This is a genomic window from Arthrobacter sp. NPDC055585, from assembly GCF_053619115.1.
Genome location: NZ_JBSHIT010000002.1, coordinates 446,419 through 471,582 on the forward strand (window position 1 = coordinate 446,419; position 25,164 = coordinate 471,582).

At 66.3% G+C, this 25,164-nt stretch carries 24 protein-coding genes and 1 tRNA gene; 17 read left to right on the top strand and 8 right to left on the bottom strand.

Annotated elements, in window-relative coordinates:
- The first annotated feature begins 289 nt into the window (after positions 1-289).
- Positions 290-2,278, top strand: a complete 1,989-nt coding sequence (gene acs, locus ACWGQ2_RS05920) for an acetate--CoA ligase (protein WP_452015236.1) — start codon at positions 290-292, stop codon at positions 2,276-2,278.
- Positions 2,279-2,381: 103 nt separating this feature from the next.
- On the opposite strand, the gene ACWGQ2_RS05925 is transcribed toward acs, so the two are convergent.
- Entirely contained in the window at positions 2,382-2,804 is a 423-nt protein-coding gene (locus ACWGQ2_RS05925; RefSeq protein WP_452015238.1) for an organic hydroperoxide resistance protein, read from the bottom strand.
- Positions 2,805-2,932: 128 nt separating this feature from the next.
- Between ACWGQ2_RS05925 and ACWGQ2_RS05930 the strand changes: the two genes are divergently transcribed.
- The 3 genes from ACWGQ2_RS05930 to aroQ all read left to right on the top strand — a co-directional run bounded on the left by ACWGQ2_RS05930 (position 2,933) and on the right by aroQ (position 5,424).
- Positions 2,933-3,505 (top strand): TetR/AcrR family transcriptional regulator, encoded by a 573-nt coding sequence (locus ACWGQ2_RS05930; RefSeq protein ID WP_452015240.1) that lies wholly within the window; start codon positions 2,933-2,935, stop codon positions 3,503-3,505.
- Between the two features lie 108 nt (positions 3,506-3,613).
- Positions 3,614-4,942 (top strand): MFS transporter, encoded by a 1,329-nt coding sequence (locus ACWGQ2_RS05935; protein ID WP_452015242.1) that lies wholly within the window; start codon positions 3,614-3,616, stop codon positions 4,940-4,942.
- 8 nt (positions 4,943-4,950) lie between these two features.
- Positions 4,951-5,424, top strand: a complete 474-nt coding sequence (gene aroQ, locus ACWGQ2_RS05940) for a type II 3-dehydroquinate dehydratase (protein WP_452015244.1) — start codon at positions 4,951-4,953, stop codon at positions 5,422-5,424.
- Here the strand turns inward: aroQ and ACWGQ2_RS05945 are convergent.
- Complete coding sequence (locus ACWGQ2_RS05945; protein WP_452015246.1) at positions 5,414-6,595, bottom strand: MarP family serine protease; 1,182 nt, start codon at positions 6,593-6,595, stop codon at positions 5,414-5,416. The two genes, aroQ and ACWGQ2_RS05945, sit on opposite strands and share 11 nt — an antisense overlap.
- Before the next feature lie 223 nt (positions 6,596-6,818).
- On the opposite strand from ACWGQ2_RS05945, the gene ACWGQ2_RS05950 reads away from it, so the two are divergent.
- Positions 6,819-7,496: a Crp/Fnr family transcriptional regulator gene (locus ACWGQ2_RS05950; protein ID WP_055239104.1), complete on the top strand. Its 678-nt coding sequence runs from the start codon at positions 6,819-6,821 to the stop codon at positions 7,494-7,496.
- 68 nt (positions 7,497-7,564) lie between these two features.
- Here ACWGQ2_RS05950 and ACWGQ2_RS05955 read toward each other — a convergent pair whose 3' ends face one another.
- From ACWGQ2_RS05955 to ACWGQ2_RS05965, 3 genes are read right to left on the bottom strand one after another with little or no spacing between them, the layout of a single operon-like run.
- A complete protein-coding gene (locus ACWGQ2_RS05955) occupies positions 7,565-8,476 on the bottom strand; it encodes an NUDIX hydrolase (protein WP_452015248.1) in 912 nt (303 codons plus the stop codon).
- Positions 8,469-8,951: a RidA family protein gene (locus ACWGQ2_RS05960; protein WP_452015250.1), complete on the bottom strand. Its 483-nt coding sequence runs from the start codon at positions 8,949-8,951 to the stop codon at positions 8,469-8,471. The genes ACWGQ2_RS05955 and ACWGQ2_RS05960 overlap by 8 nt, the downstream gene beginning before the upstream one ends.
- Positions 8,951-9,106, bottom strand: a complete 156-nt coding sequence (locus ACWGQ2_RS05965) for a DUF4177 domain-containing protein (RefSeq protein WP_141653630.1) — start codon at positions 9,104-9,106, stop codon at positions 8,951-8,953. Before ACWGQ2_RS05965 ends, ACWGQ2_RS05960 begins: the two co-directional genes overlap by 1 nt.
- 37 nt (positions 9,107-9,143) lie before the next feature.
- Here ACWGQ2_RS05965 and ACWGQ2_RS05970 point away from each other — a divergent pair, with 37 nt between their 5' ends.
- The 7 genes from ACWGQ2_RS05970 (at position 9,144) to ACWGQ2_RS06000 (ending at position 17,619) form a co-directional block, all read left to right on the top strand.
- Positions 9,144-11,372 (top strand): transglycosylase domain-containing protein, encoded by a 2,229-nt coding sequence (locus tag ACWGQ2_RS05970; protein ID WP_452015252.1) that lies wholly within the window; start codon positions 9,144-9,146, stop codon positions 11,370-11,372.
- Between the two features lie 2 nt (positions 11,373-11,374).
- Positions 11,375-12,331 (top strand): metallophosphoesterase, encoded by a 957-nt coding sequence (locus ACWGQ2_RS05975; RefSeq protein ID WP_452015254.1) that lies wholly within the window; start codon positions 11,375-11,377, stop codon positions 12,329-12,331.
- A gap of 146 nt (positions 12,332-12,477) precedes the next feature.
- The gene (locus ACWGQ2_RS05980; protein WP_452015256.1) at positions 12,478-14,292 is read left to right on the top strand and encodes an ABC transporter ATP-binding protein; all 1,815 of its coding nucleotides are present in this window, start codon (positions 12,478-12,480) and stop codon (positions 14,290-14,292) included.
- A 101-nt stretch (positions 14,293-14,393) separates the two neighbouring features.
- A complete protein-coding gene (locus ACWGQ2_RS05985) occupies positions 14,394-16,166 on the top strand; it encodes an ABC transporter ATP-binding protein (RefSeq protein ID WP_452015378.1) in 1,773 nt (590 codons plus the stop codon).
- A 105-nt stretch (positions 16,167-16,271) separates the two neighbouring features.
- Positions 16,272-16,348, top strand: a tRNA-Pro gene (locus ACWGQ2_RS05990).
- 153 nt (positions 16,349-16,501) lie between these two features.
- Positions 16,502-16,921 carry a PaaI family thioesterase gene (locus tag ACWGQ2_RS05995; RefSeq protein ID WP_452015258.1) on the top strand — a complete coding sequence of 140 codons (420 nt, stop codon included), beginning with the start codon at positions 16,502-16,504 and terminating at the stop codon, positions 16,919-16,921.
- Positions 16,922-16,980: 59 nt separating this feature from the next.
- A complete protein-coding gene (locus ACWGQ2_RS06000) occupies positions 16,981-17,619 on the top strand; it encodes a dihydrofolate reductase family protein (protein WP_452015260.1) in 639 nt (212 codons plus the stop codon).
- A gap of 66 nt (positions 17,620-17,685) precedes the next feature.
- Here ACWGQ2_RS06000 and ACWGQ2_RS06005 read toward each other — a convergent pair whose 3' ends face one another.
- Together ACWGQ2_RS06005 and purD are read right to left on the bottom strand one after the other, a co-directional pair.
- Positions 17,686-18,579: a phosphoribosylaminoimidazolesuccinocarboxamide synthase gene (locus ACWGQ2_RS06005; RefSeq protein WP_452015262.1), complete on the bottom strand. Its 894-nt coding sequence runs from the start codon at positions 18,577-18,579 to the stop codon at positions 17,686-17,688.
- Positions 18,576-19,886 (bottom strand): phosphoribosylamine--glycine ligase, encoded by a 1,311-nt coding sequence (gene purD, locus ACWGQ2_RS06010; RefSeq protein WP_452015264.1) that lies wholly within the window; start codon positions 19,884-19,886, stop codon positions 18,576-18,578. The genes ACWGQ2_RS06005 and purD overlap by 4 nt, the downstream gene beginning before the upstream one ends.
- 302 nt (positions 19,887-20,188) lie before the next feature.
- On the opposite strand from purD, the gene ACWGQ2_RS06015 reads away from it, so the two are divergent.
- The 5 genes from ACWGQ2_RS06015 to purM are packed head-to-tail and all read left to right on the top strand — an operon-like array spanning position 20,189 to position 24,639.
- Complete coding sequence (locus ACWGQ2_RS06015; RefSeq protein ID WP_452015266.1) at positions 20,189-21,193, top strand: asparaginase; 1,005 nt, start codon at positions 20,189-20,191, stop codon at positions 21,191-21,193.
- Between the two features lie 2 nt (positions 21,194-21,195).
- Complete coding sequence (locus tag ACWGQ2_RS06020; RefSeq protein ID WP_452015268.1) at positions 21,196-21,576, top strand: sterol carrier family protein; 381 nt, start codon at positions 21,196-21,198, stop codon at positions 21,574-21,576.
- A 25-nt stretch (positions 21,577-21,601) separates the two neighbouring features.
- A complete protein-coding gene (gene nrfD, locus ACWGQ2_RS06025; protein ID WP_452015270.1) occupies positions 21,602-21,922 on the top strand; it encodes an NrfD/PsrC family molybdoenzyme membrane anchor subunit in 321 nt (106 codons plus the stop codon).
- A 51-nt stretch (positions 21,923-21,973) separates the two neighbouring features.
- Positions 21,974-23,527 (top strand): amidophosphoribosyltransferase, encoded by a 1,554-nt coding sequence (gene purF, locus ACWGQ2_RS06030; protein WP_452015272.1) that lies wholly within the window; start codon positions 21,974-21,976, stop codon positions 23,525-23,527.
- Positions 23,524-24,639, top strand: coding sequence for a phosphoribosylformylglycinamidine cyclo-ligase (gene purM / locus ACWGQ2_RS06035; RefSeq protein WP_452015274.1), 1,116 nt, complete (start codon positions 23,524-23,526; stop codon positions 24,637-24,639). The genes purF and purM overlap by 4 nt, the downstream gene beginning before the upstream one ends.
- Before the next feature lie 231 nt (positions 24,640-24,870).
- On the opposite strand, the gene ACWGQ2_RS06040 is transcribed toward purM, so the two are convergent.
- Positions 24,871-25,107 carry a DUF3073 domain-containing protein gene (locus ACWGQ2_RS06040; protein WP_152226029.1) on the bottom strand — a complete coding sequence of 79 codons (237 nt, stop codon included), beginning with the start codon at positions 25,105-25,107 and terminating at the stop codon, positions 24,871-24,873.
- Between the last annotated feature and the right edge of the window lie 57 nt (positions 25,108-25,164).

Here is a 25,164-nt window from a genome sequence, read left to right on the forward strand (position 1 = left end):
AGGCGGGTGCGCCGACCGTGCAGGGCACCGTCACAGCGGCGCCGCAAGCGGTTTGCTTTCAGTGACAGCCTAGTCAACGCCAGCAGGCCAGACTACCGCTTCACCCCCGTGCCGGGGCACCGGGGCTACCGTTTATCGCATAATCACCCCGTTTCACGGAGCCCGTTGTGACCGGTGCCACACCATCGCCGCTGCCGCGTTAGGGTAAGGACAACATCACCAACAGCCCCGCCGGCCGGGCGACAACCCGGTCCCGGCGCCGGGTCCAAGCCAACGGAAAGGGTCCGAGATGTCTGAACAGCCTCCGGTCAAGCAGCACGGTGACGCACTGGAGAACCTCTACCACGAGCGCCGCAGCTTTCCGCCAAGCGCAGAATTCGCCGCCTCTGCAGTGGCGCAGCCCGGGCTCTATGAAGAGGCTGCCGCTTCCGGACCGGAGTTCTGGGCCCAGCAGGCACGGGAGCTGCTCAGCTGGGATGAGGACTTCACCCAGACCCTGGACTGGAGTGAGGCACCATTTGCCAAGTGGTTTGTAGGCGGGAAGCTGAACGCTTCCTACAACGCCCTGGACCGGCATGTGGAAGAGGGCCGCGGAGACCGCGTGGCCATCTACTTCGAGGGCGAGCCCGGGGACACCCGCACCTACACCTACGCCCAGCTCACCGAGGAAGTGAAGAAGGCAGCGAACGCCTTTGAGTCCCTCGGTGTCACCAAGGGCGACCGCGTTGCCGTCTACCTGCCCATGATTCCCGAAGCCGTGATCACCATGCTGGCCTGCGCGCGCATCGGCGCCGTGCATTCGGTGGTCTTCGGCGGCTTCTCCGCTGACGCGCTGCGCAGCCGCATCGACGACGCCGAGGCCAAGCTGGTCGTCACCGCTGACGGCTCCTACCGCCGCGGAAAGCCCAGCCTCCTGAAGCCCGCAGTGGACGAGTCCCTGGTGAAGGAGGGGCACACGGTCACCAACGTCGTCGTCGTCAAGCGCAACGGCGAGCCCGTCGAGTGGACCGAAGGCCGCGACGTCTGGTGGGACGACGTCGTGGGTTCCGCCGGCACCGAGCACGCGCCCGTGCCGCATGATTCCGAGCACCCGCTGTTCATCCTTTACACATCCGGCACCACCGGGAAGCCCAAGGGCATCCTGCACACTACCGGCGGCTACCTGGCCCAGACCGCGTTTACCCACCGGGCCACCTTCGATCTGAAGCCGGAGAGCGACGTTTACTGGTGCACCGCCGACGTCGGCTGGGTCACCGGCCACAGCTACGTCGCCTACGCGCCGCTGGTCAACGGCGCCACACAGCTGATGTACGAGGGCACACCCGACACCCCGCACCAGGGCCGCTGGTGGGAACTGGTGGAGAAGTACAAGGTCTCCATCCTCTACACCGCGCCGACCGCGATCCGCACCTGCATGAAGTGGGGACGGGACATCCCCGGCAAGTTCAACCTGGACTCCATCCGCGTGCTGGGCACGGTGGGCGAGCCCATCAACCCCGAGGCATGGATGTGGTACCGGCAGGTCATCGGCGCCAACGGCGGCAAGAAAGAGGTTCCGGCGCCGATCGTGGACACCTGGTGGCAGACCGAGACCGGCGCGCACATGATCGCTCCGATGCCCGGTGTCACCGCGACCAAGCCCGGTTCAGCGCAGGTTCCCGTTCCCGGCATCTCTGTGGACGTTGTTGATGAGATGGGCGAACCGGTGCCGAACGGCTCCGGCGGTTTCCTGGTGGTCAAGGAGCCCTGGCCCGCCATGCTGCGCGGCATCTGGGGAGATCCGGAGCGCTTCAAGGACACCTACTGGTCCCGGTTCGACAACATGTACTTCGCCGGCGACGGCGCCAAGAAGGACGAGGACGGGGACATCTGGCTGCTGGGCCGGGTGGATGACGTGATGAACGTTTCCGGGCACCGGCTCTCCACCACGGAAATCGAGTCCGCACTGGTCAGCCATCCTTCGGTGGCTGAAGCTGCCGTGGTCGGTGCCACCGATGACACCACCGGCGAGGCAGTGGTCGCGTTCGTGATCCTGCGCGGCAGTGCCAAGGACGACGACGACATCGTCACCACCCTGCGCAACCACGTGGGCAAGGAGATCGGCCCGATCGCCAAGCCCAGGCACATCCTGGTGGTCCCGGAACTGCCCAAAACGCGTTCCGGCAAGATCATGCGGCGCCTGCTCAAGGACGTGGCGGAAGGCCGGGAGCCGGGCGATTCCAGCACCCTGGCGGACAACACCGTGATGTCCCAGATCGCGGAGTCCCTGCGCAAGTAGGTTCCGCGCCCTGCACGTCGAAATAACAGAAACTGCCCGTATCGAGCCTGATACGGGCAGTTTCTGTTATTTCGTTCTGTTATCCCCACGGGGAAAGGGCGGATTAGCCGACGACGGCGTCCACGTCCACCTCGATGTTGCCGCGGGTGGCGTTGGAGTACGGGCACACCTGGTGGGCTTCCTGGACCAGCTTGTCCGCCATGGCCTGATCAACACCGGACATCTCCACGTGCAGGGCCACGGAGAGCTGGAAGCCGCCCTCTTCCTTGGGATGGATGCTGACCTCGGAAGTCACGGCGCTGTCGCTGATCTCGGCCTTGGCCTGGCGGGCGACCATCTTCAGGGCGGAATGGAAGCACGCGGCGTAGCCCACGGCGAAAAGCTGCTCGGGATTGGTGGCGCCGCCGGCGCCTCCCATCTCGGTGGGAACCGCGAGGTCGACTTCCAGCAGGCCGTCGCTGGTGCGGGCTTCCCCGTTCCGGCCGTCACCGGTAGCCGTGGCAACTGCTGTGTAAATGGCGCTCATCGGGTTCTCCTTCACGTTGGAAACACTTGGCATTCGAAGAGCGGAGCTTTCCGCCGTTCTGCTAGTAGACTAACTAGTAAGTCTACTAATGGCCAGTCCCTCCGGACGGGCTACCACAGGAGGTTCGAATGGCAGCACAGCCCGCCGGCACTGCGGTGCCGGTCCGCGAGCGCATCCTCGACGCCGCAACCGAAGCCTTCTACCGCGAAGGCATCCGCGCCGTCAGCGCAGACAAGATCATTGCCGCCGCAGCCACCACCAAGGTCACCTTCTACCGGTACTTCCCCACCAAGGATGATCTGGTGGCCGCGTATCTTGACCGTCAGTCCGCCCTCATCCGGGAAGCCGCAGGGAACCTGCCGGAGGACCCGTGCCAGGCACTCAAGGCCCTGGCCCAGGCCATGGGCGCCGAAGCGTGCCGGCCGGGATTCCGCGGCTGCCCGTTCATCAATGCCGCCGCTGAATACCCTGCCGGTGACCACCCGGTGCGCGCCGCCGTCGCGCGCCACCGGGACTGGTTCCGGGAACTGGTTGCCGGGCTGGCGGACCGGCTGGGAGCGAAGGACCCGGAGCTGGCCGCGGACCAGCTGATCATGCTGCGCGACGGCGCCATGATCCACGGCTACGTCTCCGATCCCGGGGCGGTCGGTGATTCCCTGCTGCAGGCCGGGCAGGCCGTCCTGGAACGCCAGCTTCCATAGGAGCGGCAGCCGCCGTTCACCGCCGGCCGCCTGCGCCGGGCGGTCCAAAAAGTGACGTTCAGCTCAGCAACTGGCGAAAGCTGCCGGCACCTAGCACAATCAGCACTTGTGTCTACTTCCTCCACAACGGTGAACCCCGCACAGCGTTCCCGGATGGCCCGCAGGGTCGCCGGAGCATCCTTCGTCGGGACAGCACTGGAATCCTATGATTTCTACGTTTTCGGCACCGCTGCCGCGCTGATCCTGAACCGGGTGTTCTTCCCCGACGTGGATCCGCTGACCGGCACCCTGCTGGCATTCCTCTCCCTGGGCATGGGCTTCGTCGCCCGCCCGCTGGGAGCCGTTCTTTTCGGCCACATCGGCGACCGGGTGGGCCGGAAGAAATCACTCATCTACACGATCGTCCTAATGGGCCTGGCCACGGGCATCATTGGCCTGCTGCCTGATTACGCCGCGATCGGCGTCTGGGCCCCCATCCTGCTCGTCGCCCTGCGGCTGCTGCAGGGCCTGGCCGTTGGCGGGGAATGGGGCGGCGCCGTCCTGATCGCCAGCGAACACGCAGAGCCGCGCAGGCGTGCCCTCTACGCCGCCATCCCGCAGATCGGCTCACCGGTCGGCACCATCATGGTCACCGCAACCTTCCTGATCCTCACCCAGGTCTCCCCCGAGGCGATGGAGGCCGGTGTCTGGCGGATCCCGTTCCTGCTGGCCTTCCCGTTTATGGCGGTGGCCCTCTACCTGCGCCTGGCGATTGATGAGACGCCGGTGTTCAAGGATGTCGCCGAGCAGCACAAGGTGGCCCGCGTTCCGGTCCTGGAGGTGCTGCGCAGCCAGCCCGCCGCCGTCGTTATTGCGATGGCCGCCGCTCTGCTGGGCATCGGTTCCTACTTCCTGATGACCACCTATACCCAGGCCTACGGCGTCGGTGTGCTGGGACTGTCCGAATCCACCGTGCTTAACGCCGCCCTGGTTGGTTCGGTGCTTCAGCTGGCCACCATTCCGGCGTTCGGATGGCTTGCCACCCGAATCGGTTCCGCGCGTGTTGTGGCCGCCGGCGCGGCAGCCACCGCAGTCATTGCGTTCCCGCTGTACTACCTGATCAGCATCGCCAACCAGCCGCTGTATATCCTGACCATCCTGATCGGCGGCATCGCCCCAACGGCTGCGTGGGCGGCCCTGGGCGGGCTGATGGCGGACCTGTTCCCCGCAAGGACCGGCTACACCGCCATGTCCCTGGCCTACAGCTTCGCCGGCATTGCTGCAGGCTTCACCCCGGCTGTCACGCAGCTCTTCTCCGACGCGACTTCCGCAGCCTGGTGGCATCCCGGTGCGGTCCTGGCGCTGATGTCCCTGATCACCATCGCCGGCGCTCTGGCTGCTGGACGCCGTATCCGGGCACAGTCACAGACGGAAGCCGGCACCGGGGTTGCGGCATAGTTGAACCCATGACTACCGAACTCACCCGCAACCTTCTGGTCCTGAACGGTCCCAACCTCAACCTGCTCGGCACCCGCGAACCCGCCGTCTACGGGACGGAAACCCTGGATGACGTTGAGGCTGCCGCCGCTGCAGCCGCGGAAGCCCACGGCTGGAGCGTGGACTGCATCCAGTCGAACCACGAGGGCGACCTGATTGATGCCATTCACGGCGCGCCCGGGCTCGCCGACGCGATCGTCATCAACCCCGGCGCTTACAGCCACACCTCCGTGGCTATCCGCGATGCCCTCACCGGCGTGGGCCTGCCCGTGGTGGAGGTGCACCTGAGCAACATCCACAAGCGGGAGGAGTTCCGCCACCACTCCTACGTCTCCGCCGTGGCGGATGTGGTTATCTGCGGCGCCGGCGTTGCCGGGTACCGGATGGGCGTGGAGTACCTGGCAGCGAAGCTGGATGCTGCCGCCGGGACCGCTACTCGCTGATGCACTCCCCCGGAGACACCGCGCTGCGGTAATCCGGGGCGGCCTCGGCGATGGGGCCAAGTTCAGCCAGGGACAGCGCATAGCCGATCGGCTGGTCGCCGGTGGTCTTGGCGAACACCACGCCGGCCACCCGGCCGTCGATGTCCAGCAGCGGGCCGCCGGAGTTTCCCTGCTGTACGTTGGCGGCCAGCGTGTACACCTCGAGGACTTCCGGGGAGGTCCCGTAGATGCTGCGCACGGACACATCGCCGAGGTTCTGCACGACGGCGGTCTGAAGCCGGAACGGGCCGCCCGCCGGGTATCCGGCGAAGGCAGCAGTGGTCCCGTTGGGCAGCTCGGAGGAGAGCGCAAGCGGCTCCGCTGCCAGGTTCTCCACGGCAATGACCGCCAGGTCCCGGGCCGGATCGAAGTGAACCACACGTCCGGGAAGCACACCCCCGCCGGGCACCTGGACCACCGGTTCGCTCACCCCCGCCACTACGTGGGCGTTAGTGATGACCCGGTCCTCGGCTACGACAAACCCGGAACCGGTCTGGTTCTGCCCGCACTGGAACGCCGTGCCCGTGATCTTCAGGACCGACGCGGAGGCAGCGGTCAGCGCCTCGGAACTGATGCCCTCGGCAGGGAGCTCCACCGCCTGCGGTTCGGCGCCGTCGAAAATCCGCGGCAGCCCCTCGTCGAGGGTGAACGAACGCACCTGCGCTGCCACCGACTTCACCGCATTGGGCGTAATGGAGTCGATGGTCATCAGCACCTTGGAAGAGGCGATCTGCTGGGACAGGAAGGGCATGCCAAGGGTGCCGATGCTGAACGCCAGCATGGACATCACCAGGGCGGCAACCACCACGTTCAGCGCGCCGCCTAGGATCCGGTCCAGGGCGCGCAGCGGCGCGAAGTTGAACCAGCGCCGCACTGCCGCACCCAATGCAGCTCCGGCAGCGTGACCCACCAGGACCAGCACGACGGCGGTCGCGATCACCGCTGCCAGCCGCCAGCCTTCATCCGGGACCCAGCCTGAAACCAGCGGAATGGCGAAGAACGCTGCCGCAGCCCCGGCAACGAAGCCCACAATGCCGCCAAGCGTTACCGCCAGACCGTTCCGCAGCCCTGCCAGCAGGTAAAAGAGCAGGGACAGCCCCAGAATGATGTCCAGAACGGTGAATCCGAGCACAAAGAGCTCCAATATGATGTAAGTACACGTGCGTGGCGGGGCGGGTTTACGCTTTTGCCTCCCGAGTCTAGCGGTCGGCGCTGACGGTTCCCGGGGCGCTGTAACGGCGCCCACACCAGCCGGGGCGTTTTATCATCCGAGGGCGAACAAAGCTATTACGGCTGTCACATGCCCGTTCGGTGCGGCAAGATAGTAGAAGCGACAACTATTAACAGGAGATTTCATGGATATCGAGGTATTGCGCCGCGCGCCTTTGTTCGCCTCACTGGGAGACGACGTCTTCGCCGCACTGACCGACGAACTCACCGAGGTCGATCTGTCCCGCGGAGCCTCTGTCTTCCGCGAGGGCGACCAGGGCGACCAGCTCTATTTCATCGTGTCCGGAAAGATCAAGCTGGGGCGTTCCGCTCCTGACGGCCGCGAGAACCTGCTGGCCATTCTTGGCCCGGGCGAACTGTTCGGCGAGATGGCTCTGTTCGACCCGAGCCCCCGCACCGCCACTGCAACCGCTGTGTCAGAAACGCGCCTGGCAGGCCTGCGCCACGAGAACCTGCGCGCCCTGATCGAGACGCGCCCGGAGGTGTCCGTCCAGCTGCTGCAGGCACTGGCCCGCCGCCTGCGCCGCACCAACGAGTCCCTGGCCGACCTGGTGTTCTCGGATGTTCCGGGCCGTGTAGCCAAGGCGCTCCTGGACCTTGCGGACCGCTTCGGCCGCCCCGCGACCGACGGCATCCTGGTGGCCCACGAACTGACGCAGGAAGAGCTTGCCCAGCTGGTCGGCGCTTCCCGCGAAACCGTCAACAAGGCCCTGGCCGAGTTCGTTCAGCGCGGCTGGCTGCGCCTGGAAGCACGCGCCGTCGTCATCCTGGACGTGCAGCGCCTCCGCCAGCGCTCCCGCTAGGTTTTTCCGGCATACAAAGCGGCACCGCTTCCTTTCGGAAACGGTGCCGCTTTTGTATGCAGCTCTTCTCAGCGCCCGCGGTGCCCGGAACCTTCCGCGGCGTCGGTGGCCGTCACGCGCAGGGCGTATCCGTCACCGGCCTCCACAAGCTCGGGCTGGAACACTTCGTTCGCCCGCCGGTGCGCCAGGTAGGCGATGCAGCCGCGGGCCTTGGCCAGCTTCTCGATCATCAGCGCAACGGCAGGAACGGTGAGCTGTTCCAGGGTCAGTCCCACGGTGTCCGGCTGGCCCACTTCATCACCGAGGGCCGTGGTCCCGGCACGCTCCATCTCCACCGAAGCTACCCGCCACTGACCCCAGACGCCCTTGGATTCAAGCAGCGAAGTTTCCTGCCCCAGCGGCTGGACGGCAGCGAAATAGCGGGTATCGAAGCGGCGCAGCGCAAAGTCTGCGGTCAGCCAGTGCGTCAGCGGGCGCAGCAGGTCACTGCGCAGCCCCAGGCCACGGCGGGCCAGCAGGGCCGGAAAGGACTCATCGCCGGAGGCAATGCCAACCCGCGCCGCCATCCAGTCCGGTCCCCGGTTGCTTTCCAGCAGGGTGGACTCGTCCGGCCCTGCCAGCAGCACACCGGTTTCCTCGAACAGCTCCCGTGCCGCAGCTACGACGTGGCGGCGGGCTTCCTGCGGATCGTCCATCCCCAAGGTTCGAGCCCACTCGGCCGGTGACGGCCCGTACCAGGGCAGCGAATCGCTGTCGGATTCCTCCAGGCTGCCGCCGGGGAAGGCGATCTTGCCCAGCGGGGATTCGCCTCGTCGGTAGCGCAGAAAGACTTCGGCTCCCTGGCGGGAGTCGCGCAGCAATAGGACGGACGACGCCGCCCGCGGCTTGCGGGCGGCTCCTTCACCGCGTTCAAACCAGCTTTGAGCTGCGCCCTGTTGCCAGGGCGGCAACTGGAAATGCCGGGTGGAGACGTTAGGCAAATTCGGCGATCACTTCCACTTCCACCGGGGCGTCCAGCGGCAGCACTGCCACGCCGACGGCGGACCGGGCATGGCTTCCGGCTTCGCCGAACACCTGGCCCAGCAGCTCGGACGCTCCGTTAATAACTCCCGGCTGTCCGGTGAAGGACGGGCTGGAGGCGACGAAACCAACAACCTTGACGATCCGGGTTACCCGGTCCAGGTCGCCGATCTGCGCCTTGATGGCGGCCAGCGCGTTGACGGCGCAGCGCGCGGCGTAGGCCTTGGCTTCCTCCGCGGTGACCTCCTCGCCGACCTTGCCGGCAGCCAGCAGCGCACCGTCAATGAACGGCAGCTGGCCCGAGGTATACACGTGGTTTCCGCTGACTACGGCCGGAACATAGGCCGCGACCGGGGCTGCGACCGGGGGCAGTTCCAGGCCGAGTTCAGCCAGGCGCTGTTCGACGGCGGAAACCGCCTCCGGTGCAGCGCTCATCAGGCCTTCTCCCGCTTCATGTAGGCCACCGAACCGGTGCCGTTCGGGGCCGGGGTAATCTGCACCAGCTCCCACCCTTCCTCACCATGCATGTTCAGCACGGCACCGGGGGTGTGCAAAGGCAGCGGTGTAATGAAGTATTCCCATTTGCTCATGATCCAAAGACTAGCGCGTGCTTGTAGACTGATCGGCATGGCAGCTCGCAAATCCCCTTTTTTTGACACTGCTACCACTCTGGGCAAGATCGTCGCCTTCTTCGGCGTGAGCGCATTGTGCGGTGTCCTGGCCGCCGGGCTGCTGGTGCCGGCCGCGGCTGCCGCAGGCACGGCTGCCTCCGGTTCCATTCAGTTCTTCGACCAGCTCCCCTCCGAGCTGCAGCGCGGGGCACTGGCTGAACCCTCCCGTATCTATGCAAACGACGGCTCGCTGATCGCCACTCTGTATGAGGAGAACCGGCAGCCGATCACGCTGGACGAAGTCTCCCCGCACATGATCGACGCGATGCTTGCCATCGAGGACGACCGCTATTACGAGCACGGCGGTGTGGACCTGCAGGGCATTTTCAGTGCCATCGTCTCCAACGTCACCTCTGACCGAACCCGCGGCGCGTCGACCATCACCCAGCAGTACGTGAACAACGTGATCATCGATACCAACCTTCAGGAAGGCGGGGAGGTAGTCTTCAGCGGCCAGAAGACCGTCGGCGACAAGCTGCGCGAAATCAAGCTGGCGATCGCAGTCGAGAAGGAACTCAGCAAGGACGAGATCCTGGAGGGCTACTTCAACATTGTGCCGTTCAGCGGCACCACCTTCGGAGTCCAGGCTGCCGCCCGCTACTTCTTCAACGTTGATGCCAAGGACCTGAGCATCGCCCAGGCGGCCCTGCTCGCCGGCGTCGTCAACGGACCGACTTTCTACAGTCCGGAACTGAATCCCGACCGCTCCCTGGCCCGGCGGAACCTGGTGCTTGAAGCCATGCTGGAAAAGGGACGCATCACCCAGGAGGAGCACGACACCGCCGTCGCGACGCCCCTGGAACTGGTCCTGACTCCGGTCCCCAGCAACTGCGTGGGAGCAGCCCAGGCACCCTACTTCTGCGACTACGTGGAGCACCTGATCCTCGGCGACCCGGCTTACGGTGCTGAGCTCGAAGACCGCAAGAAGCTGCTGTACCGAGGCGGGCTGAACATCACCACCACGCTCAACCCGGTGCTGCAGGAAGCCGCTCAGGCAGCGATCAACGAAACCGCGAATCCGGACACCACCGATCCCGAAATCGGCCACTCAATGGTCAGCGTTGAGCCGGGAACCGGCAACATCCTGGTCATGGCCCAGAACACCCGGTATACCCCGGAGCTGGCGGACGGCAACTCCGTGCAGAACTTCAACGTGGACGTCTACCAGAACGGCGATCAGAGCAAGTTCCTGAACGGCCTGGGCGGATTCCAGCCCGGCTCCACGTACAAGCCGTTCACCGTCGCCGCGTGGCTGGATTCCGGCAAGACGCTGAACGCCACCCTGAACGGCAACAAGCGGACCTACCCGGCCGGACACACCTGGAATGCCAGCTGCCTGCCCGGCGGCAGGTACGCCATCCTGGACCCGTGGACTCCTATTAACTACGGCGACACGAACTACCGGACCACCACCGTGCTTGAAGGCCTGGCCCAGTCGCTGAACACCATCACGCTGGCCTCCGCCAATGAGCTGGACCTGTGCAAGTTCCAGCAGATGGCCTTTGCCTCCGGCGTACACAACGGCAAGAGCGCCGGCGGTGAACCCGAGATGCTCGCCGTGAACCCGCCGTCCACCTTCGGCGGCGGCGGCGATGCTTCTCCGCTGTCCATGGCCACCGGCTTCGCAACTTTCGCCGCCGAGGGCCTCAAGTGCGAACCCCGTGCGCTCGTTTCCGTGAAGAGCAGCGACGGAACCGAATTCCCGGTCCCGGAGGAGAACTGCGAGCAGGTCATGCGCAAGGAAGTGGCGCAGGGCGTGAACATGGCAACGCAGCGCGTGATGACCAACGGCTCCGGCCTCAACCTTCAGGTTGGCGTGCCGATTGCCGGCAAGACCGGCACCAACGACTACCGGTCCCAGACCTGGTTCATGGGCTACAGCACCGGCCTCTCCACCGCATCCTGGATCGGCAACTGGAAGGCCAACAACACGTCTATGTCGGACAAGCTGATCGGCGGCCGGTACTACCCGGAGATTGACGGCTCGCTGATCGCCGGACCGTCCTGGAAGAACTTCATCCAGCGGGTCCCGGGCCAGTACGAAGCGAACCCGTTCGCCAATCCGCCGGCGAACATCGTGGGCCAGGCACCTGCCCCGCGGCCGGCTCCGAGCTCCCCTGCCCCGAACCGGGACAACAATCGGGGCAACGGGAACAATGGCAACAACCAGAACAACGACGACTGATCTTGGCAGCTGAAAATCCGGTGGCCCCGGTCCTTCGATCCGCCGCGTGGACTGCCGGCAGCCTCGCTGCTGCCGGCGCCGCGGCCTTTGCCTACGGGTCCCTCATTGAGAGGAACCTCTTTGGCATCCGCACCGAGACGCTGGCCGTGCTGCCTCCGGGCAGCAGGCCCATGCGCGTCCTGCACCTCTCGGACATCCACTACGTCCCGGGACAGGACCGCAAGACCCGGTGGCTGCAGTCCCTGGCGGATCTTGAACCCGACCTCGTGGTGAACACCGGCGACAACCTGAGCCACCAGCAGGCCGTGCCGCCGCTGCTGGAAGCGCTCAAGCCGCTGATGCGTTTCCCCGGTGTGTTCGTTCCCGGGTCCAATGACTACTACGCGCCGGTGCTGAAGAACCCGTTTACCTACTTCACGTCGCCGTCCAAGCTGCGGAAGAACCCGGCCAAACTGCCCTGGGCTGACATGTTCACGTCCTTTGGGAATGCCGGCTGGATCGACCTGACCAACCGGAACCAGTCCGTGGTCCTGAACGGACTGCGCCTGGACTTCTCCGGCGTCGACGATCCCCACCTCAAGCGTGACCGGTACGCCGGCTTCCCCGCGGGCAGTTCGACGTCGGGCTCCGCCCGGCACCTGCGCATCGGCGTCGCCCATGCCCCGTACCAGCGCGTGCTGGACTACTTCACCGACGGCGGCGCGCAGCTGATCCTCGCCGGCCACACACATGGCGGCCAGGTCTGCATCCCCGGCTACGGTGCGCTGGTGAGCAACTGCGACCTTCCCACCTGGCGGGCCAAGGGCCTGACGGACTGGGAGCACAATGGACGCACCGTGCCGCTGAACGTTTCTGCCGGCATTGGCACGTCCCGGTTCGCTCCGGTGCGCTTTGCCTGCCGCCCCGAGGCCGTCCTCCTCACCCTCACCCCCGCCGAAAGGCCAGTTACGGCTCCTTAGAGCGCCGAAACGAGCCGCAACTGGCCTCTCGGCGGGAAGGGCCGAAACGGGCGCGCGGCGTCGTAACCACGCCCGGCGTGGCCTAGGATTGAGCGGTATCCGGCCCGCACCCACCGGCGCGGACCTCTCCGTCTTGAAGAGGATTCATGCCCCCGCAGACATCATTGTGGCAATCCCTGGGGCGCCTGTACCCGCACATCAAACCGATCCTCCCCCGCCTGTTCCTGGGTTTCCTCTGCGCAATCGGGGCCAGCGTCGTCGCCCTGGCCATCCCGCAGGTGCTCCGAGTCCTGGTGAACTCCTACCTGCAGCCCGGCGGGGCGGTGACCGCACTCTGGTGGGCCACCGGCATCGTCCTGGCGCTGGGCACGCTGGAAGCAGTGTTCATGGCGCTGCGGCGGCAGTTCGCCGTCGCGCCGTCCACAATCGTGGAGACCAGCCTCCGGACCTCCTTCTACCGGCACCTGCAGGCCCTTTCCGTTGCGTTCCACGACCGCTGGGGATCCGGCCAGCTGCTCTCCCGCGCCATGAGCGACCTGAACCTGATCCGCCGCTGGATGGCTTTCGGTGCCCTGATGCTGATCGTCACCGCGCTGACCGTGCTCATCGGCGTGACCATCATGTTCTTCACCGCCTGGCAGCTTGCCATCGTCTTCCTGCTCGCCGCCGTGCCGATCATCGTGTACGGCTTTCGGTTCCGCCGCTTCTACGGCCGGGTATCCCGCCAGAGCCAGGACCAGGCCGGTGATCTGGCCACCACCGTCGAGGAATCGGTGCACGGCATCCGGGTCCTGAAGGCCTTCGGACGCAGCTCCGAGGCACTGGACGCGTTCGAGGAGCAGGCCGAGGGCCTGCGCCAGACCGAGGTGTACAAGGCCAACTCGCTGGCAAAGTTTTCCCTGGTGGTGACCCTGCTGCCCGAGGCGGCGCTGGCAGTATCACTCGTACTGGGCATCCTGCTGGTCAACGACGGCCAGGTCAGCATCGGCGCCCTCGTCGCGTTCTTCGCCACCGCCGCCGTCGTCGCGGGTCCCGTGGAGTCCATGGGGCCGCTGCTGTCCATGACCCTGACCGCGGCCACCGCAATCGACCGGCACTTCGAGGTCATGGATGCCCGCCGCACCATCACTGATCCCGAGCACCCGGCGAAGCCGGATGAGGTCCACGGGCAGCTCTCCTTCGAGGACGTGCATTTCGCCTACCCGGACGCCGCTGCCGATCGGAAGGACGTGCTCGACGGCGTGAGCCTGGATCTGCGCGCCGGTGAAACGATGGCGCTGGTTGGCATTACCGGCAGCGGAAAGTCCACGCTGCTGCAGCTGGTCCCCCGGCTGTACGACGTCACGGCCGGCAGCATCCGGATCGACGGCATCGACGTGCGGGACTATCCGCTGCAGGAACTGCGGCGGATAGTGTCCGTCGCCTTTGAAGACACCACACTGTTCTCCAGCTCGGTCCGCGAAAACGTCCTGCTCGGGGCGGACGCCGCCACCGACGCCGAAGCGGAGCACACCCTGCGTGAAGCCCTGGAAGTCGCCCAGGCACAGTTTGTCTACTCCCTGCCCGACGGCGTGGACACCCTGATTGGCGAGGAGGGCCTCAGCCTCTCCGGCGGCCAGCGCCAGCGTGTGGCCCTGGCGCGGGCGATCGCTGCCCGGCCCACGGTGCTGATTATGGATGATCCGCTCTCCGCGCTGGACGTGCGCACTGAGGAACTGGTGGAGCACCGGCTGCGCGAAGTCCTCGCGGACACCACCACCCTGGTGGTCGCGCACCGTCCCTCCACAGTTTCCCTGGCCGACCGGGTTGCCCTGATGCAGGACGGCAGGATTGCCGCCGTCGGCACCCATGCCGAGCTGCTGGCTGGCAGCGAACACTACCGCCATGTGATTGCCAGCCTGCCGGCGGCGCCGCAGGACCTGGACAGCGGGCTTGAAAATGAGAGCGAGGTTCTCCGGTGAGCCGGTTCAGTATCCGCCGCGGCGGCGCTCCCGTCCCCGGAACCCAGTCCGGGCCCGGGGAGCAATCCGGAGCCGGCGTCGGCACGGCAGGTGAGGACAACCTGGACCTGGACCGGGAGCAGAACCGGGCGGTGCGGCGTCGTTCGCTGTCCCTGCTCACGTCCCTGGTCCGTCCCAACCGCGGCCGGTTCATCTTCACCATCGCCCTGGTGGTTTTCTCCCAGGCTGCCCGGGTGGCCGGACCCGCGATCATCGCTTTCGGCATCGACCATGCACTTCCTGCCTTGCAGGACGGCAGGTCGCTGCCGCTGCTGGCGGCCGGCGGAACGTACCTGCTGGCTGCGGTCCTGGCGGCCGGGCTGACCGCGGGCTACGTCCGGTCCACCGCCCAGCTCAGCCAAGCGATGCTGCTGGACCTGCGGCTGCGCGTGTTCCGGCACACCCAGCGGCTCAGCCTTGAATTCCACGAACGCTACACCTCCGGCCGGATCATCTCGCGGCAGACCTCGGACCTCGAGGCGCTGCGCGAACTATTGGATTCGGGCATCAGCTCCCTGACCTCCGGAGCGATGTACATGGTGTTCGTAGCCATCAGCATCTTCGCGCTCGACTGGCGTACCGGCGTGCTGCTCTGCGTCGCGTTCGTGCCGATGTTCCTGCTGACCCGCTGGTACCAGAAGCGTTCCCAGATCGCCTACCGCGCCTCACGGGTCACCTCCGCCCGGCTGATTGTGCACTTCGTCGAAACGATGACAGGCATCCGCGCAGTGAAGGCGTTCCGCCGCGAAACCGTGAACGCGCAGAAGAATGACGAACTGGCCGAGGACTACCGCCGGGCCACGCTGCGCTCCATCAATCTCAACGGTGTGTTCCAGCCCGGGCTAATCTTCATCGGCAACGCCACCGTGGCGGTGGTGCTGCTGGTGGGCGGCTACCGGGTGCTCGACGGCGGCCTCGAAGTCGGCGCGCTGCTGGCGCTGCTGCTCTACGCCAAGCGGTTCTTCCAGCCCGTGGACCAGATGGCCATGTTCTACAACTCCTTCCAGTCCGCGTCCGCGGCCCTGGAAAAGGTCTCCGGCCTGCTCGAAGAGGTACCGACCGTGCGCCCGCCCAAACACCCGGTGGAACTCCGGGACGCCAAGGGGGACGTAAGGTTCGACGGCGTGGAGTTCCGTTACGGGGACGGCCCCCTGGTACTCCCCCGCCTGGACCTGCACATCCCCGCCGGCCAGACCGTGGCGCTGGTGGGCCAGACGGGCGCCGGCAAGTCCACGCTGGCCAAGCTGATCGCCCGGTTCTATGACCCGTCCGCCGGCGCGGTCCTGCTGGACGGCACCGATCTGCGGGACCTCACCCAGCGGGACCTGCGCCGCGCCGTCGTTATGGTGACGCAGGAAGCGTTCCTGTTCAGCGGCTCCGTGGCGGAGAACATAGCGCTGGGCAAACCCGGTGCTTCGCCCGAGGAGATCGAGGCCGCCGCCCGCGCCGTGGGCGCCCATGACTTCATTGAATCCCTGCCCGAGGGGTACGAGACCGATGTAAACAAGCGCGGCGGCCGGGTCTCGGCCGGGCAGCGGCAGCTGATCAGCTTTGCCCGCGCGTTCCTCGCAGATCCGGCGGTGCTCATCCTGGATGAAGCGACGTCGTCCCTGGACGTTCCCAGCGAACGTCTGGTGCAGCAGGGGCTGAAGACCCTGCTGGGCAACCGCACCGCGCTGATCATCGCGCACCGGCTCTCGACCGTGGAAATCGCGGACCGGGTGCTGGTGATGGATTCCGGCGAGGTGGTGGAGGACGGCACCCCGGCCGAGCTCACCAGCGGCACCGGACGTTTCGCGGCCCTGAATGCGGCCTGGCAGGACTCGCTCGTGTAACGCTGCAGCACCGGACCGGAGGCTGATTTCGCGCTCCCGCAGGTTGTCGAGTACACTTGTAAAGTTGCTTCGCCGGGAGGGAAACCTCCGGATAGGCAGTGGTTACGGGGTGTGGCGCAGCTTGGTAGCGCGCGTCGTTCGGGACGACGAGGTCGCAGGTTCAAATCCTGTCACCCCGACCAAAACAAGAAGGGTCCATCGTTTTCGATGGGCCCTTTTTGCTGCCCTTTTTCTCTGTTTGCCCAGCTGCCGTTCCGCAGTTTTCCCTTCGGACCCGGGTACGCTTCATCCCGGGCCACAGCCGCCTGCCAGCAATGACCACGGAGGACACATCCATGAGCATCACCCCTGACATGATCCGCTCGCTCGTCCCCTTTGCTGAACACCTGGGCGTGGATTTCCCGGATCTTGGTCCGGACCGCGTCGTCGCACAGCTTCCCGGGCGGCCGGAGTACGGGACCATCGGCGGCGGCGTACACGGCGGTGCTGTTATGGCCCTGGCTGACATTGCCGCAGCAGTCATGGCGGTTATGGCTTCCGGGGACCCTTCCGCTGCACCGGCAACGATGCAGTCCTCGACCAACTTCCTCAGCCCGGCACGCGGGACCCTTACCGCTGAGGCGCAGGTGACCCGGACCGGGCGCACCACCGTGGTCGATGTGCGGGTAACGGACGGATCCGGGGAAACCTGCGCGCTGGTGCGCCAGATCGTGTCAGTGAAACGCGCTCAGCAGCCGGTTTCCGCCGCCTCTTGAACCACTGACCTCGGCGGGTATGCTCGGTTCCACGCCGCCCCTACCGCCCAGGAGTTCCCATGGCCGTCCGCGTGGATCTGAACATTTCCGTGGATGGGTACGCCACCACCACGGACCAGACGCCGGAGAGCCCGTTCGGGGAAGACTGGGGCCGGCTGGTGGGCCCGTACACGGCCACCCGCACGTTCCAGGAACGCGTCCTGCAGCGCAGCGGCACCGGCACCACCGGAGTGGATGAGAAGTATGCCGCCGCCTACTTCGAAGGTATCGGCGCAGAGATCATGGGCGCGGGAATGTTCGGGCTGCACAACTTCCCGGACGATCCCGAGTGGAAGGGCTGGTGGGGCGACGAGACGCCGTTCCAGTACCCGGTCTTTATCCTCACCCATGATGCCCGTGAGCCCATCGAGATGCCGGACGGAACCCGCTTTGAGTTCCTCTCCGCCTCACCGCAGGATGCCCTGGACCTGGCGGTCGACGCCGCGGGCGGCCAGGACGTGCGGATCGGCGGCGGACCCACAGTGGTCAAAGCGTTCCTGGAAGCGGGGCTGGTGGACCGGATCCATGTGGGCATCACGCCAATCCTGCTGGGCCGGGGCATCAACCTCTGGGAGGGTCTGCGCGGCCTGGAAGACGGCTACGAGGCCGTCGCCGAAGCGGCCGACGACGGCGTCACTCATCTGACGTTCTCCCGCTGAGTTCACGCACCACGCGTTCAAAACACTGCAGGCCCCGGGAAACTCCCGGGGCCTGCGGTGGAAAACCTAAACGAAAGTCTTTCCGGTCAGCCGTTCGTACGCCTCGACGTACCGGGCGCGGGTGCGTTCGATGACGTCGGCGGGCAGGGCCGGCGGCGGGGTATCGGATGCCTTGTCCCAGCCGGATTCGGCGGAAGTCAGCCAGTCCCGGACGTACTGCTTGTCGAAGGACGGCTGGGCCTTGCCAGGTTCGTACAGGGACGCGTCCCAGAACCGCGAGGAGTCCGGGGTCAGCACCTCATCGCCCAGAGTGACCAGGCCGGTGGCCGGGTCCAGCCCGAACTCAACTTTGGTGTCCGCCAGGATGATTCCGCGGTCCCGGGCAATGGCCTCGGCCGTGGTGTAGATCTCCAGGGTCAGGTCCCGGATTTTGGCGGCCGTATCGGCACCGACAGCTGCCACGACGGCGTCGTAATTGATGTTCTCGTCATGCTCGCCCACTTCAGCCTTGGCCGACGGAGTGAAGATGGCCGGTTCGATCCGGGAGCCGTCAACCAGTCCCGCCGGAAGCGGCACGTCGCACACGGTCTGCGACTGCCGGTACTCGGCCAGCCCGGACCCGGTGAGGTAGCCGCGGGCAATGGCTTCTACGGGGTACATTTCCAGCTTTTTGCAGATCATGGCACGGCCGGCCACTTCGGCCGGTATGCCCTCGTCCGCGGAAAGAACGTGGTTGGGGACGTTGGCCAGCTGGTCGAACCACCACAGGCTCAGCTGCGTGAGGATCCGGCCCTTGTCCGGGATGATGCTGGAGAGCACGTGGTCGTAGGCACTGATCCGGTCGCTGGCCACAACCAGCACCCGGTCCTGGGCGGCATCCGGGCCGGCGGGCACGTACAGGTCCCGCACCTTGCCGGAGTAGATATGTGTCCAGCCCTGCAGCTGGGGTGCGCTGCTCATGCCAGGTCCTCTTCGATGTCCACTCCCGCGCTGCCGGCAGGCACCACGATTTCGCCGCGCTCGGCTTTCAGTGCGATGTCCCGGCGGTGCTGGGATCCCTCAAGCTCAATGGCGTCGACGCCTTCGTAGGCCAGCTGCCGGGCCTGGGCCAGGTTCTCCCCCAGCGCCACGACAGCCAGGACACGCCCGCCGGCGCTGACGATTTCGTTGGCTTCGATGGCGGTACCGGCGTGCAGGACGTGCACGCCCTCGATCGCCTCGGCTTCCACCAGGCCCAGGATCGGATCTCCGGTGCGTGGGGTGTCCGGGTAGTTTTCGGACGCGACGACGACGGCGACGGCCGTGCGCGCGTCCCACTTCAGCTGTTCCATGGCATCCAGTTCGCCCTTGGCTGCTGCGAGCAGCAGCCCGCCGAGCGGGGTCTTGAGCCGGGCCAGCACGGCCTGGGTCTCCGGATCGCCGAACCGGGCGTTGAACTCGATGACCCGCAGGCCGCGGGAGGTCAGTGCCAGACCGCAGTACAGCACGCCCACGAACGGGGTGCCGCGGGATGCCATCTCGTCCACGGTGGGCTGGGCCACCCGGGCAATGACGTCTTCCACGAGGTTGGCCGGTGCCCATTCCAGCGGCGAGTAGGCACCCATGCCGCCGGTGTTGGGACCTTCGTCATTGTCGAAGATGCGCTTGAAGTCCTGGGCCGGTGCCAGCGGCACCACATGCCGTCCGTCGGAAAGGACAAAGAGGGAAACCTCGGGGCCGTCCAGGAATTCTTCGATCACAACGGTTCCACCGGCGTCGAAGCAGGCCTGCGCGTGGGCCAGGGCTTCGTCGCGGTCTGAGGTGACAACCACGCCCTTGCCCGCTGCCAGCCCGTCGTCCTTCACCACGTACGGAGCGCCAAAGGTGTCCAGTGCATCGGCGGCTTCTTCGGCGGTGGCAGCAACCCGGGCCATGGCGGTGGGCACGTTCGCCTCGGCCATGACCTGCTTGGCGAACGCCTTGGATGCCTCCAGCTGGGCTGCTTCGCGGGACGGACCGAAGACCGGAATCCCGGCTTCCACCAGGGCGTTCGAGACGCCGGCGGCCAGCGGAGCTTCCGGGCCCACGACGACGAGGTCGGATCCAAGCTCGCGGGCGAGAGCGGTGACCGCTTCCGGATCGCTGGCGTTAATTGAATGGACTGGCACTACCTGCGCGATACCGGCGTTGCCGGGAGCCGCATGGACTTCCGTAACGTAGGGGTCGGCCAGCAGGGCCCGGACAATGGCATGTTCGCGGCCGCCGGGGCCAACAACGAGAACCTTCACAAGAGTTCAGACTACTGGCTGCGATGCACGCCTCGAAAGCCGCCGCGGCTCCGTGACGCGGCCCCTGCCGGTACGGTTTTTGTCCTGAACCGTTGCCCGGGAGGTTCGGCCGCCGGATAGTGAAACGTGGCGGTGCTTTCGGCCCGCCGGTCCGGGCAGTGAGGCAGGCTGCCTCGATGGCGGTGCCGGGGCGGTCATCGCTCCCCTGCCTCGCTGCCCGTGCCGTCCGCCCCGGCAAGGCCCGTTCCGCGCCCCGCCGGAGACGTCCCGGCCCCTCGCCCGGACTTCCGTAGACTGGCAGTATGTCTGCCACTTTCACTGCCTCCGACGCCGTTGAACTTGCTGTCCTGGAGCGCAACGGCTTCATTGAATCCCGTCACGTGGGTTCCGCCGTCGTGCTCTCCGGTGACGGGTCGGTGGTGACCGCCCTGGGCGACATCACCACCCCGGTTTTCCCGCGTTCGTCCCTGAAACCCTTTCAGGCGGTGGCCGCTATGCAGGCAGGTGTGCCGCTGCGCGGACCGCAGGTGGCGCTGGCCGCTGCCAGCCACATCGGCGCGAAGGAACACACCGACGTCGTCCGCGGAATGCTGGAAGCCGCCGGCGTCACCGAAGCGGACCTTCAGTGCCCGGTGGACTGGCCGCAGGACGAACAGGCACGGACCGAGCTGATCCGCTCCGGCAAGGGCAAACAGCGCATCGCCTTCAACTGCTCCGGCAAACATGCGGCATTCCTGTGGGCGTGCACCGAGAACGGATGGGACACCCGCACCTATCTGGACCCCGCCCACCCGCTGCAGCAGGGAATCGTCCGGGTCTTCGAGGATTTCTGCGAGGAGAAGGCCGCGCACTGGGCAGTGGACGGCTGCGGCGCTCCCCTGGCCGCGGTGTCGCTGACCGGCCTGGCCCGCGGAATCGGGAAGCTGGCCAAGGCGCCGTCGGACAAGCACGGCGACGCACGCGCCGCTACCGTTGCGACGGCCATGCTGGACTACCCCTGGGCCGTCCACGGCACCGGCCGGGAGAACACCGTGGTCATGGAAGACCTTGGCATCATCGCCAAGAGCGGTGCTGAAGGCGTACTTGTCCTGGGAACCGAAACCGGAGTGTCGGTCGCCCTGAAGATGCTTGACGGCAATGGCCGCGCCGCCACGTTGGTGGGCCTGACCCTGCTCGCCGCCAGCGGTGCCATTGACCCTGAGGGCGTCTTCAAGGTTCTGGCCAAAACCGTTCCGCCAGTCCTCGGCGGCGGAGAGCCCGTAGGCAGCCTTCGGCTGGCCGCGCCGGTCACCGCCCTGCTGGATTAGTCATGGCACGGCGCAGGATTTCTTCGGCCGACGGCATGGCTGCCCTCACCACGGCATCGGCTGGGCCGGCAGACCGGAACACCACGGCGACGGCGGTTCGCTACGCCCTGGAGGAACTCGCAGAACGGGTGCCGGGCAACTCCGTGGAGGTGCGGGTGCCGCCCTTCGGCGTCACCCAGTGCATTCCCGGGCCCCGGCACACCCGGGGAACTCCCCCGAATGTAGTGGAGACCGACGCCGCCACCTGGCTGGGGCTCGTCACCGGCACCCTGGCGTGGGCGGACGCGGTGGCGGGCGGCAGGGTTTCGGCCTCCGGACTGCGTGCCGACCTGTCCGAATGCCTGCCGCTGTTTCCCCGCCTTGCGCCCGGCGGAACAGCATAATCTCTACTGCCGGTAGAATTTGGGCATGACTTCCGAGCAGCACAGCCCTGAACGCCGCGAGATCACCATCCGCCGTGCTCCCCGCTTTGTACCTTTTATGGCCCTGGGCGCGGTCGTTGCCTTCATTGTGGCGCTGTTCATGGCGTACAGCGGTCCTGAAAATCCGCAGTACACGCGCGAAGCGGTGCTGGGATTCTTCACCGTGATGTTCGCACTGCCCGGCGTCGCCCTGGGCTCCATTGCCGCCCTGATCCTGGACCGCATCAGCATGCGCCGCTCCGAACATGCAGTGGTTGAAGCAGCCGACGACGAGCCCGGTAGCACAGGCACTTCCCCCGCCGCGTAACGCTCTGTCCCGGAGCCGGATGAAACCGGCGGGCGTGAGAGAATGAGTTCCATGGCACGCGGCGACGGAATGCTTTCCCACGATCTTATGCCCGGCGAAAAAGGACCGCAGGATGCCTGCGGAGTCTTTGGCGTCTGGGCCCCCGGCGAAGAGGTAGCGAAGCTTACCTATTACGGCCTGTATGCGCTGCAGCACCGCGGACAGGAGTCCGCCGGCATTGCAACCAGCGACGGCAGCCGGATCAGCGTCTACAAGGACATGGGACTGGTCTCCCAGGTCTTTGACGAGACAACCCTGAACACCCTCCTGGGCCACATTGCAATTGGGCACTGCCGGTACTCCACCACCGGCGCCTCGCACTGGGCCAATGCCCAGCCCACCCTCGGCGCGACGGCAGCCGGCACGGTAGCCCTGGCCCACAACGGAAACCTGACCAACTCCGCTGAACTTTATGAAATGATCCTGGCCCGGCAGGGCCGTCCCCGTTCGGGTGAAATCGCCCAGGGCAACACTTCTGACACTGCGCTGGTCACCGCCCTGCTCAACGGCACCGACGGCCGTTCACTGGAAGAAACCGCGCTGGAGCTGCTGCCCAAGCTCCGCGGCGCCTTCTCCTTCGTCTTTATGGATGAAGGCACCCTGTACGCAGCACGCGACACTTACGGAGTGCGCCCGCTGGTCCTGGGCCGGCTGAACCGCGGCTGGGTGGTGGCCTCCGAAGGTTCCGCCCTGGCCACCGTCGGTGCGAGCTTCATCCGCGAGATCAAGCCGGGTGAATTCATCGCCATCGATGAGAACGGCATCCGCTCCCAGATGTTCGGGGAGCCGACGCCGGCAGGCTGCGTTTTCGAGTACGTCTATCTGGCGCGTCCGGACGCCTCCATCAACGGCCGTTCGGTGTACGAATCGCGCGTGGAGATGGGCCGCCAGCTCGCCCGCGAAAACAACGTCGAAGCGGACATTGTCATTCCGGTCCCTGAATCCGGCACTCCCGCCGCCGTGGGCTACGCTGAGCAGTCCGGCATTCCGTTCGCGCACGGGTTCGTGAAGAACTCCTATGTGGGACGTACCTTCATCCAGCCGAGCCAGACGCTGCGCCAGCTGGGCATCAAGCTGAAGCTGAACGCCCTGGAATCAGTGATCCGCGGCAAGCGCGTAGTGGTGGTGGACGACTCGATCGTGCGCGGCAACACCCAGCGCGCAATCGTTCGGATGCTGCGCGAAGTCGGCGCCAAGGAAGTCCACGTCAAGATCTCCTCCCCGCCCGTGCAGTGGCCCTGCTTCTACGGCATCGACTTCGCCTCCCGGGCAGAGCTGATCGCCAACGGCGCCAAGGTCGAAGAAATCTGCACCTCGATCGGTGCCGATTCACTGGCCTACATCTCCGAAGACGGCATGATCGGCGCAACCCAGCAGCCCCGCGAAAAGCTCTGCACGGCATGCTTCACCGGCCAGTACCCGATCGAGCTGCCTCCGGCCGACCGGCTGGGCAAGAACCTGCTGGAGACCCCGTCCGATGCGGACGGCTCCAACGGCTGCGACCCGGGCCCGGACAGTGAATTCGAGACCCTCCTGACCCCAACAGACAAGAAAGAATCGGTATGAGCGCGAGCGAAAACGCCATCACCTACGCCTCCGCAGGGGTGGACGTCGAGGCCGGTGACCGGGCCGTCGAACTGATGAAGGCAGCGGTCAAGGCCACCCACAATGATTCCGTGCTTGGCGGGGTGGGCGGATTCGCCGGCCTGTATGACGTCTCCCGGCTGCTGACCTACAAGAAGCCGCTGCTGGCCACCTCCACCGACGGCGTCGGCACCAAGGTCGCCATCGCCCAGGCGCTGGACATCCACCACACCATCGGGTTCGACCTGGTGGGCATGGTGGTGGACGACATCGTGGTTGTGGGTGCCGAACCCCTGTTCATGACCGATTACATTGCCTGCGGCAAGGTTGTCCCCGAGCGCATCGCGGACATTGTCCGCGGCATCGCTGCCGCCTGTGAGGTTGCCGGCACCGCACTGGTGGGCGGCGAAACCGCCGAGCACCCCGGCCTGCTGGGCGTTGATGAGTACGACGTCGCCGGTGCAGCCACCGGCGTGGTGGAAGCAGCAGACCTGCTGGGCCCGGAGCGCGTGCGGGAGGGCGACGTCGTTATTGCCATGGCGTCTTCCGGCATCCACTCCAACGGCTACTCGCTGGTGCGCCGCGTGATCAACCACGCCGGCTGGCAGCTTGAGCGCCAGATTCCCGAGCTGGGCCGCACACTGGGCGAAGAGCTCCTTGAACCGACCCGTGTCTACGCTGCCGACTGCCTGGACCTGGCCCGTTACGCCCCCGCCGGCGTGCACGGCTTCAGCCACGTCACCGGCGGCGGCCTGGCCGCCAACCTGGCACGCGTGCTGCCCAAGGGCCTCGAAGCAACCGTGGACCGTTCCACCTGGGAACTGCCGCCGGTCTTCAAGCTGGTCAGCGAACTGGGCAACGTGCCGCTGCCGGACCTGGAGCGCACCCTGAACCTCGGCGTCGGAATGGTGGCCATCGTGGACGCCGCCGGTGCCGACGCCGCTCTGGCCCGCCTGGCCGAGCGCGGTGTTCCGGCCTGGACCATGGGAACCGTTGGCGCTGTATCGGATTCCGAGACCGGCGATCCCAACTATGTGCAGGGCGCCAAGGGCGTCGACGGCGGTGCCGTCCGCCTGGTGGGCAGCTACGCGTAAGTTCCCGCGGGGAGCCGCCCACACTTCATCGAGATGACAGAAACTGCCTGTATCAGCCTTGATACGGGCAGTTTCTGTAATCTCGCGGGGGGAATGGGAGGCCCAGGCTTCCCGGGGCGGGCGTCCGCCGGGGGAAATTTCGCCCCTTAACGCCCTTCAGCGGATCCACCATGATGGTGATCCGCTGAAGGAGGGCAATTAGCTTGCCGAAGAATGAAAGTCTGCCGGCATCTATCCGATGCGGCGGGAACCCTCATCCTCGTCGTCTTCATCGCCAAATTGATCTGCGTACTTATCCTCGTACGCCGAGTAATCCGGCTCGGCCGGTTCCTCGGGATATCGACTCGACGGACGGCTCGAGGGTCCTGACAGCTCGCGCTGCAGGGCTGAGTAATCCGTGGCAGGAGTGAAGTACTTCATCTCGCGTGCCTGCTTGGTTGCTTTTGCCTTTTGACGGCCGCGCCCCATGGCGTGACCCCCTTTTTGCGTCGATCCGGAGGTGGTCGCTCGGGCAGGAGAGCGAGG

Excerpts from the sequence above, each read along its gene's own strand:
- aroQ (WP_452015244.1), top strand. The coding sequence starts at position 4,951 with ATGACTACCGAACTCACCCGCAACCTTCTGGTCCTGAACGGTCCCAAC.
- purF (WP_452015272.1), top strand. The coding sequence starts at position 21,974 with ATGGCACGCGGCGACGGAATGCTTTCCCACGATCTTATGCCCGGCGAA.
- ACWGQ2_RS06005 (WP_452015262.1), bottom strand. The coding sequence starts at position 18,579 with ATGAGCAGCGCACCCCAGCTGCAGGGCTGGACACATATCTACTCCGGC.
- ACWGQ2_RS06015 (WP_452015266.1), top strand. The coding sequence starts at position 20,189 with ATGTCTGCCACTTTCACTGCCTCCGACGCCGTTGAACTTGCTGTCCTG.
- ACWGQ2_RS05950 (WP_055239104.1), top strand. The coding sequence starts at position 6,819 with ATGGATATCGAGGTATTGCGCCGCGCGCCTTTGTTCGCCTCACTGGGA.
- ACWGQ2_RS06040 (WP_152226029.1), bottom strand. The coding sequence starts at position 25,107 with ATGGGGCGCGGCCGTCAAAAGGCAAAAGCAACCAAGCAGGCACGCGAG.
- ACWGQ2_RS05930 (WP_452015240.1), top strand. The coding sequence starts at position 2,933 with ATGGCAGCACAGCCCGCCGGCACTGCGGTGCCGGTCCGCGAGCGCATC.
- ACWGQ2_RS05965 (WP_141653630.1), bottom strand. The coding sequence starts at position 9,106 with ATGAGCAAATGGGAATACTTCATTACACCGCTGCCTTTGCACACCCCC.
- ACWGQ2_RS05970 (WP_452015252.1), top strand. The coding sequence starts at position 9,144 with ATGGCAGCTCGCAAATCCCCTTTTTTTGACACTGCTACCACTCTGGGC.
- ACWGQ2_RS05980 (WP_452015256.1), top strand. The coding sequence starts at position 12,478 with ATGCCCCCGCAGACATCATTGTGGCAATCCCTGGGGCGCCTGTACCCG.
- purM (WP_452015274.1), top strand. The coding sequence starts at position 23,524 with ATGAGCGCGAGCGAAAACGCCATCACCTACGCCTCCGCAGGGGTGGAC.
- ACWGQ2_RS05995 (WP_452015258.1), top strand. The coding sequence starts at position 16,502 with ATGAGCATCACCCCTGACATGATCCGCTCGCTCGTCCCCTTTGCTGAA.
- acs (WP_452015236.1), top strand. The coding sequence starts at position 290 with ATGTCTGAACAGCCTCCGGTCAAGCAGCACGGTGACGCACTGGAGAAC.
- ACWGQ2_RS06020 (WP_452015268.1), top strand. The coding sequence starts at position 21,196 with ATGGCACGGCGCAGGATTTCTTCGGCCGACGGCATGGCTGCCCTCACC.
- nrfD (WP_452015270.1), top strand. The coding sequence starts at position 21,602 with ATGACTTCCGAGCAGCACAGCCCTGAACGCCGCGAGATCACCATCCGC.
- ACWGQ2_RS05960 (WP_452015250.1), bottom strand. The coding sequence starts at position 8,951 with ATGAGCGCTGCACCGGAGGCGGTTTCCGCCGTCGAACAGCGCCTGGCT.
- ACWGQ2_RS05925 (WP_452015238.1), bottom strand. The coding sequence starts at position 2,804 with ATGAGCGCCATTTACACAGCAGTTGCCACGGCTACCGGTGACGGCCGG.
- ACWGQ2_RS06000 (WP_452015260.1), top strand. The coding sequence starts at position 16,981 with ATGGCCGTCCGCGTGGATCTGAACATTTCCGTGGATGGGTACGCCACC.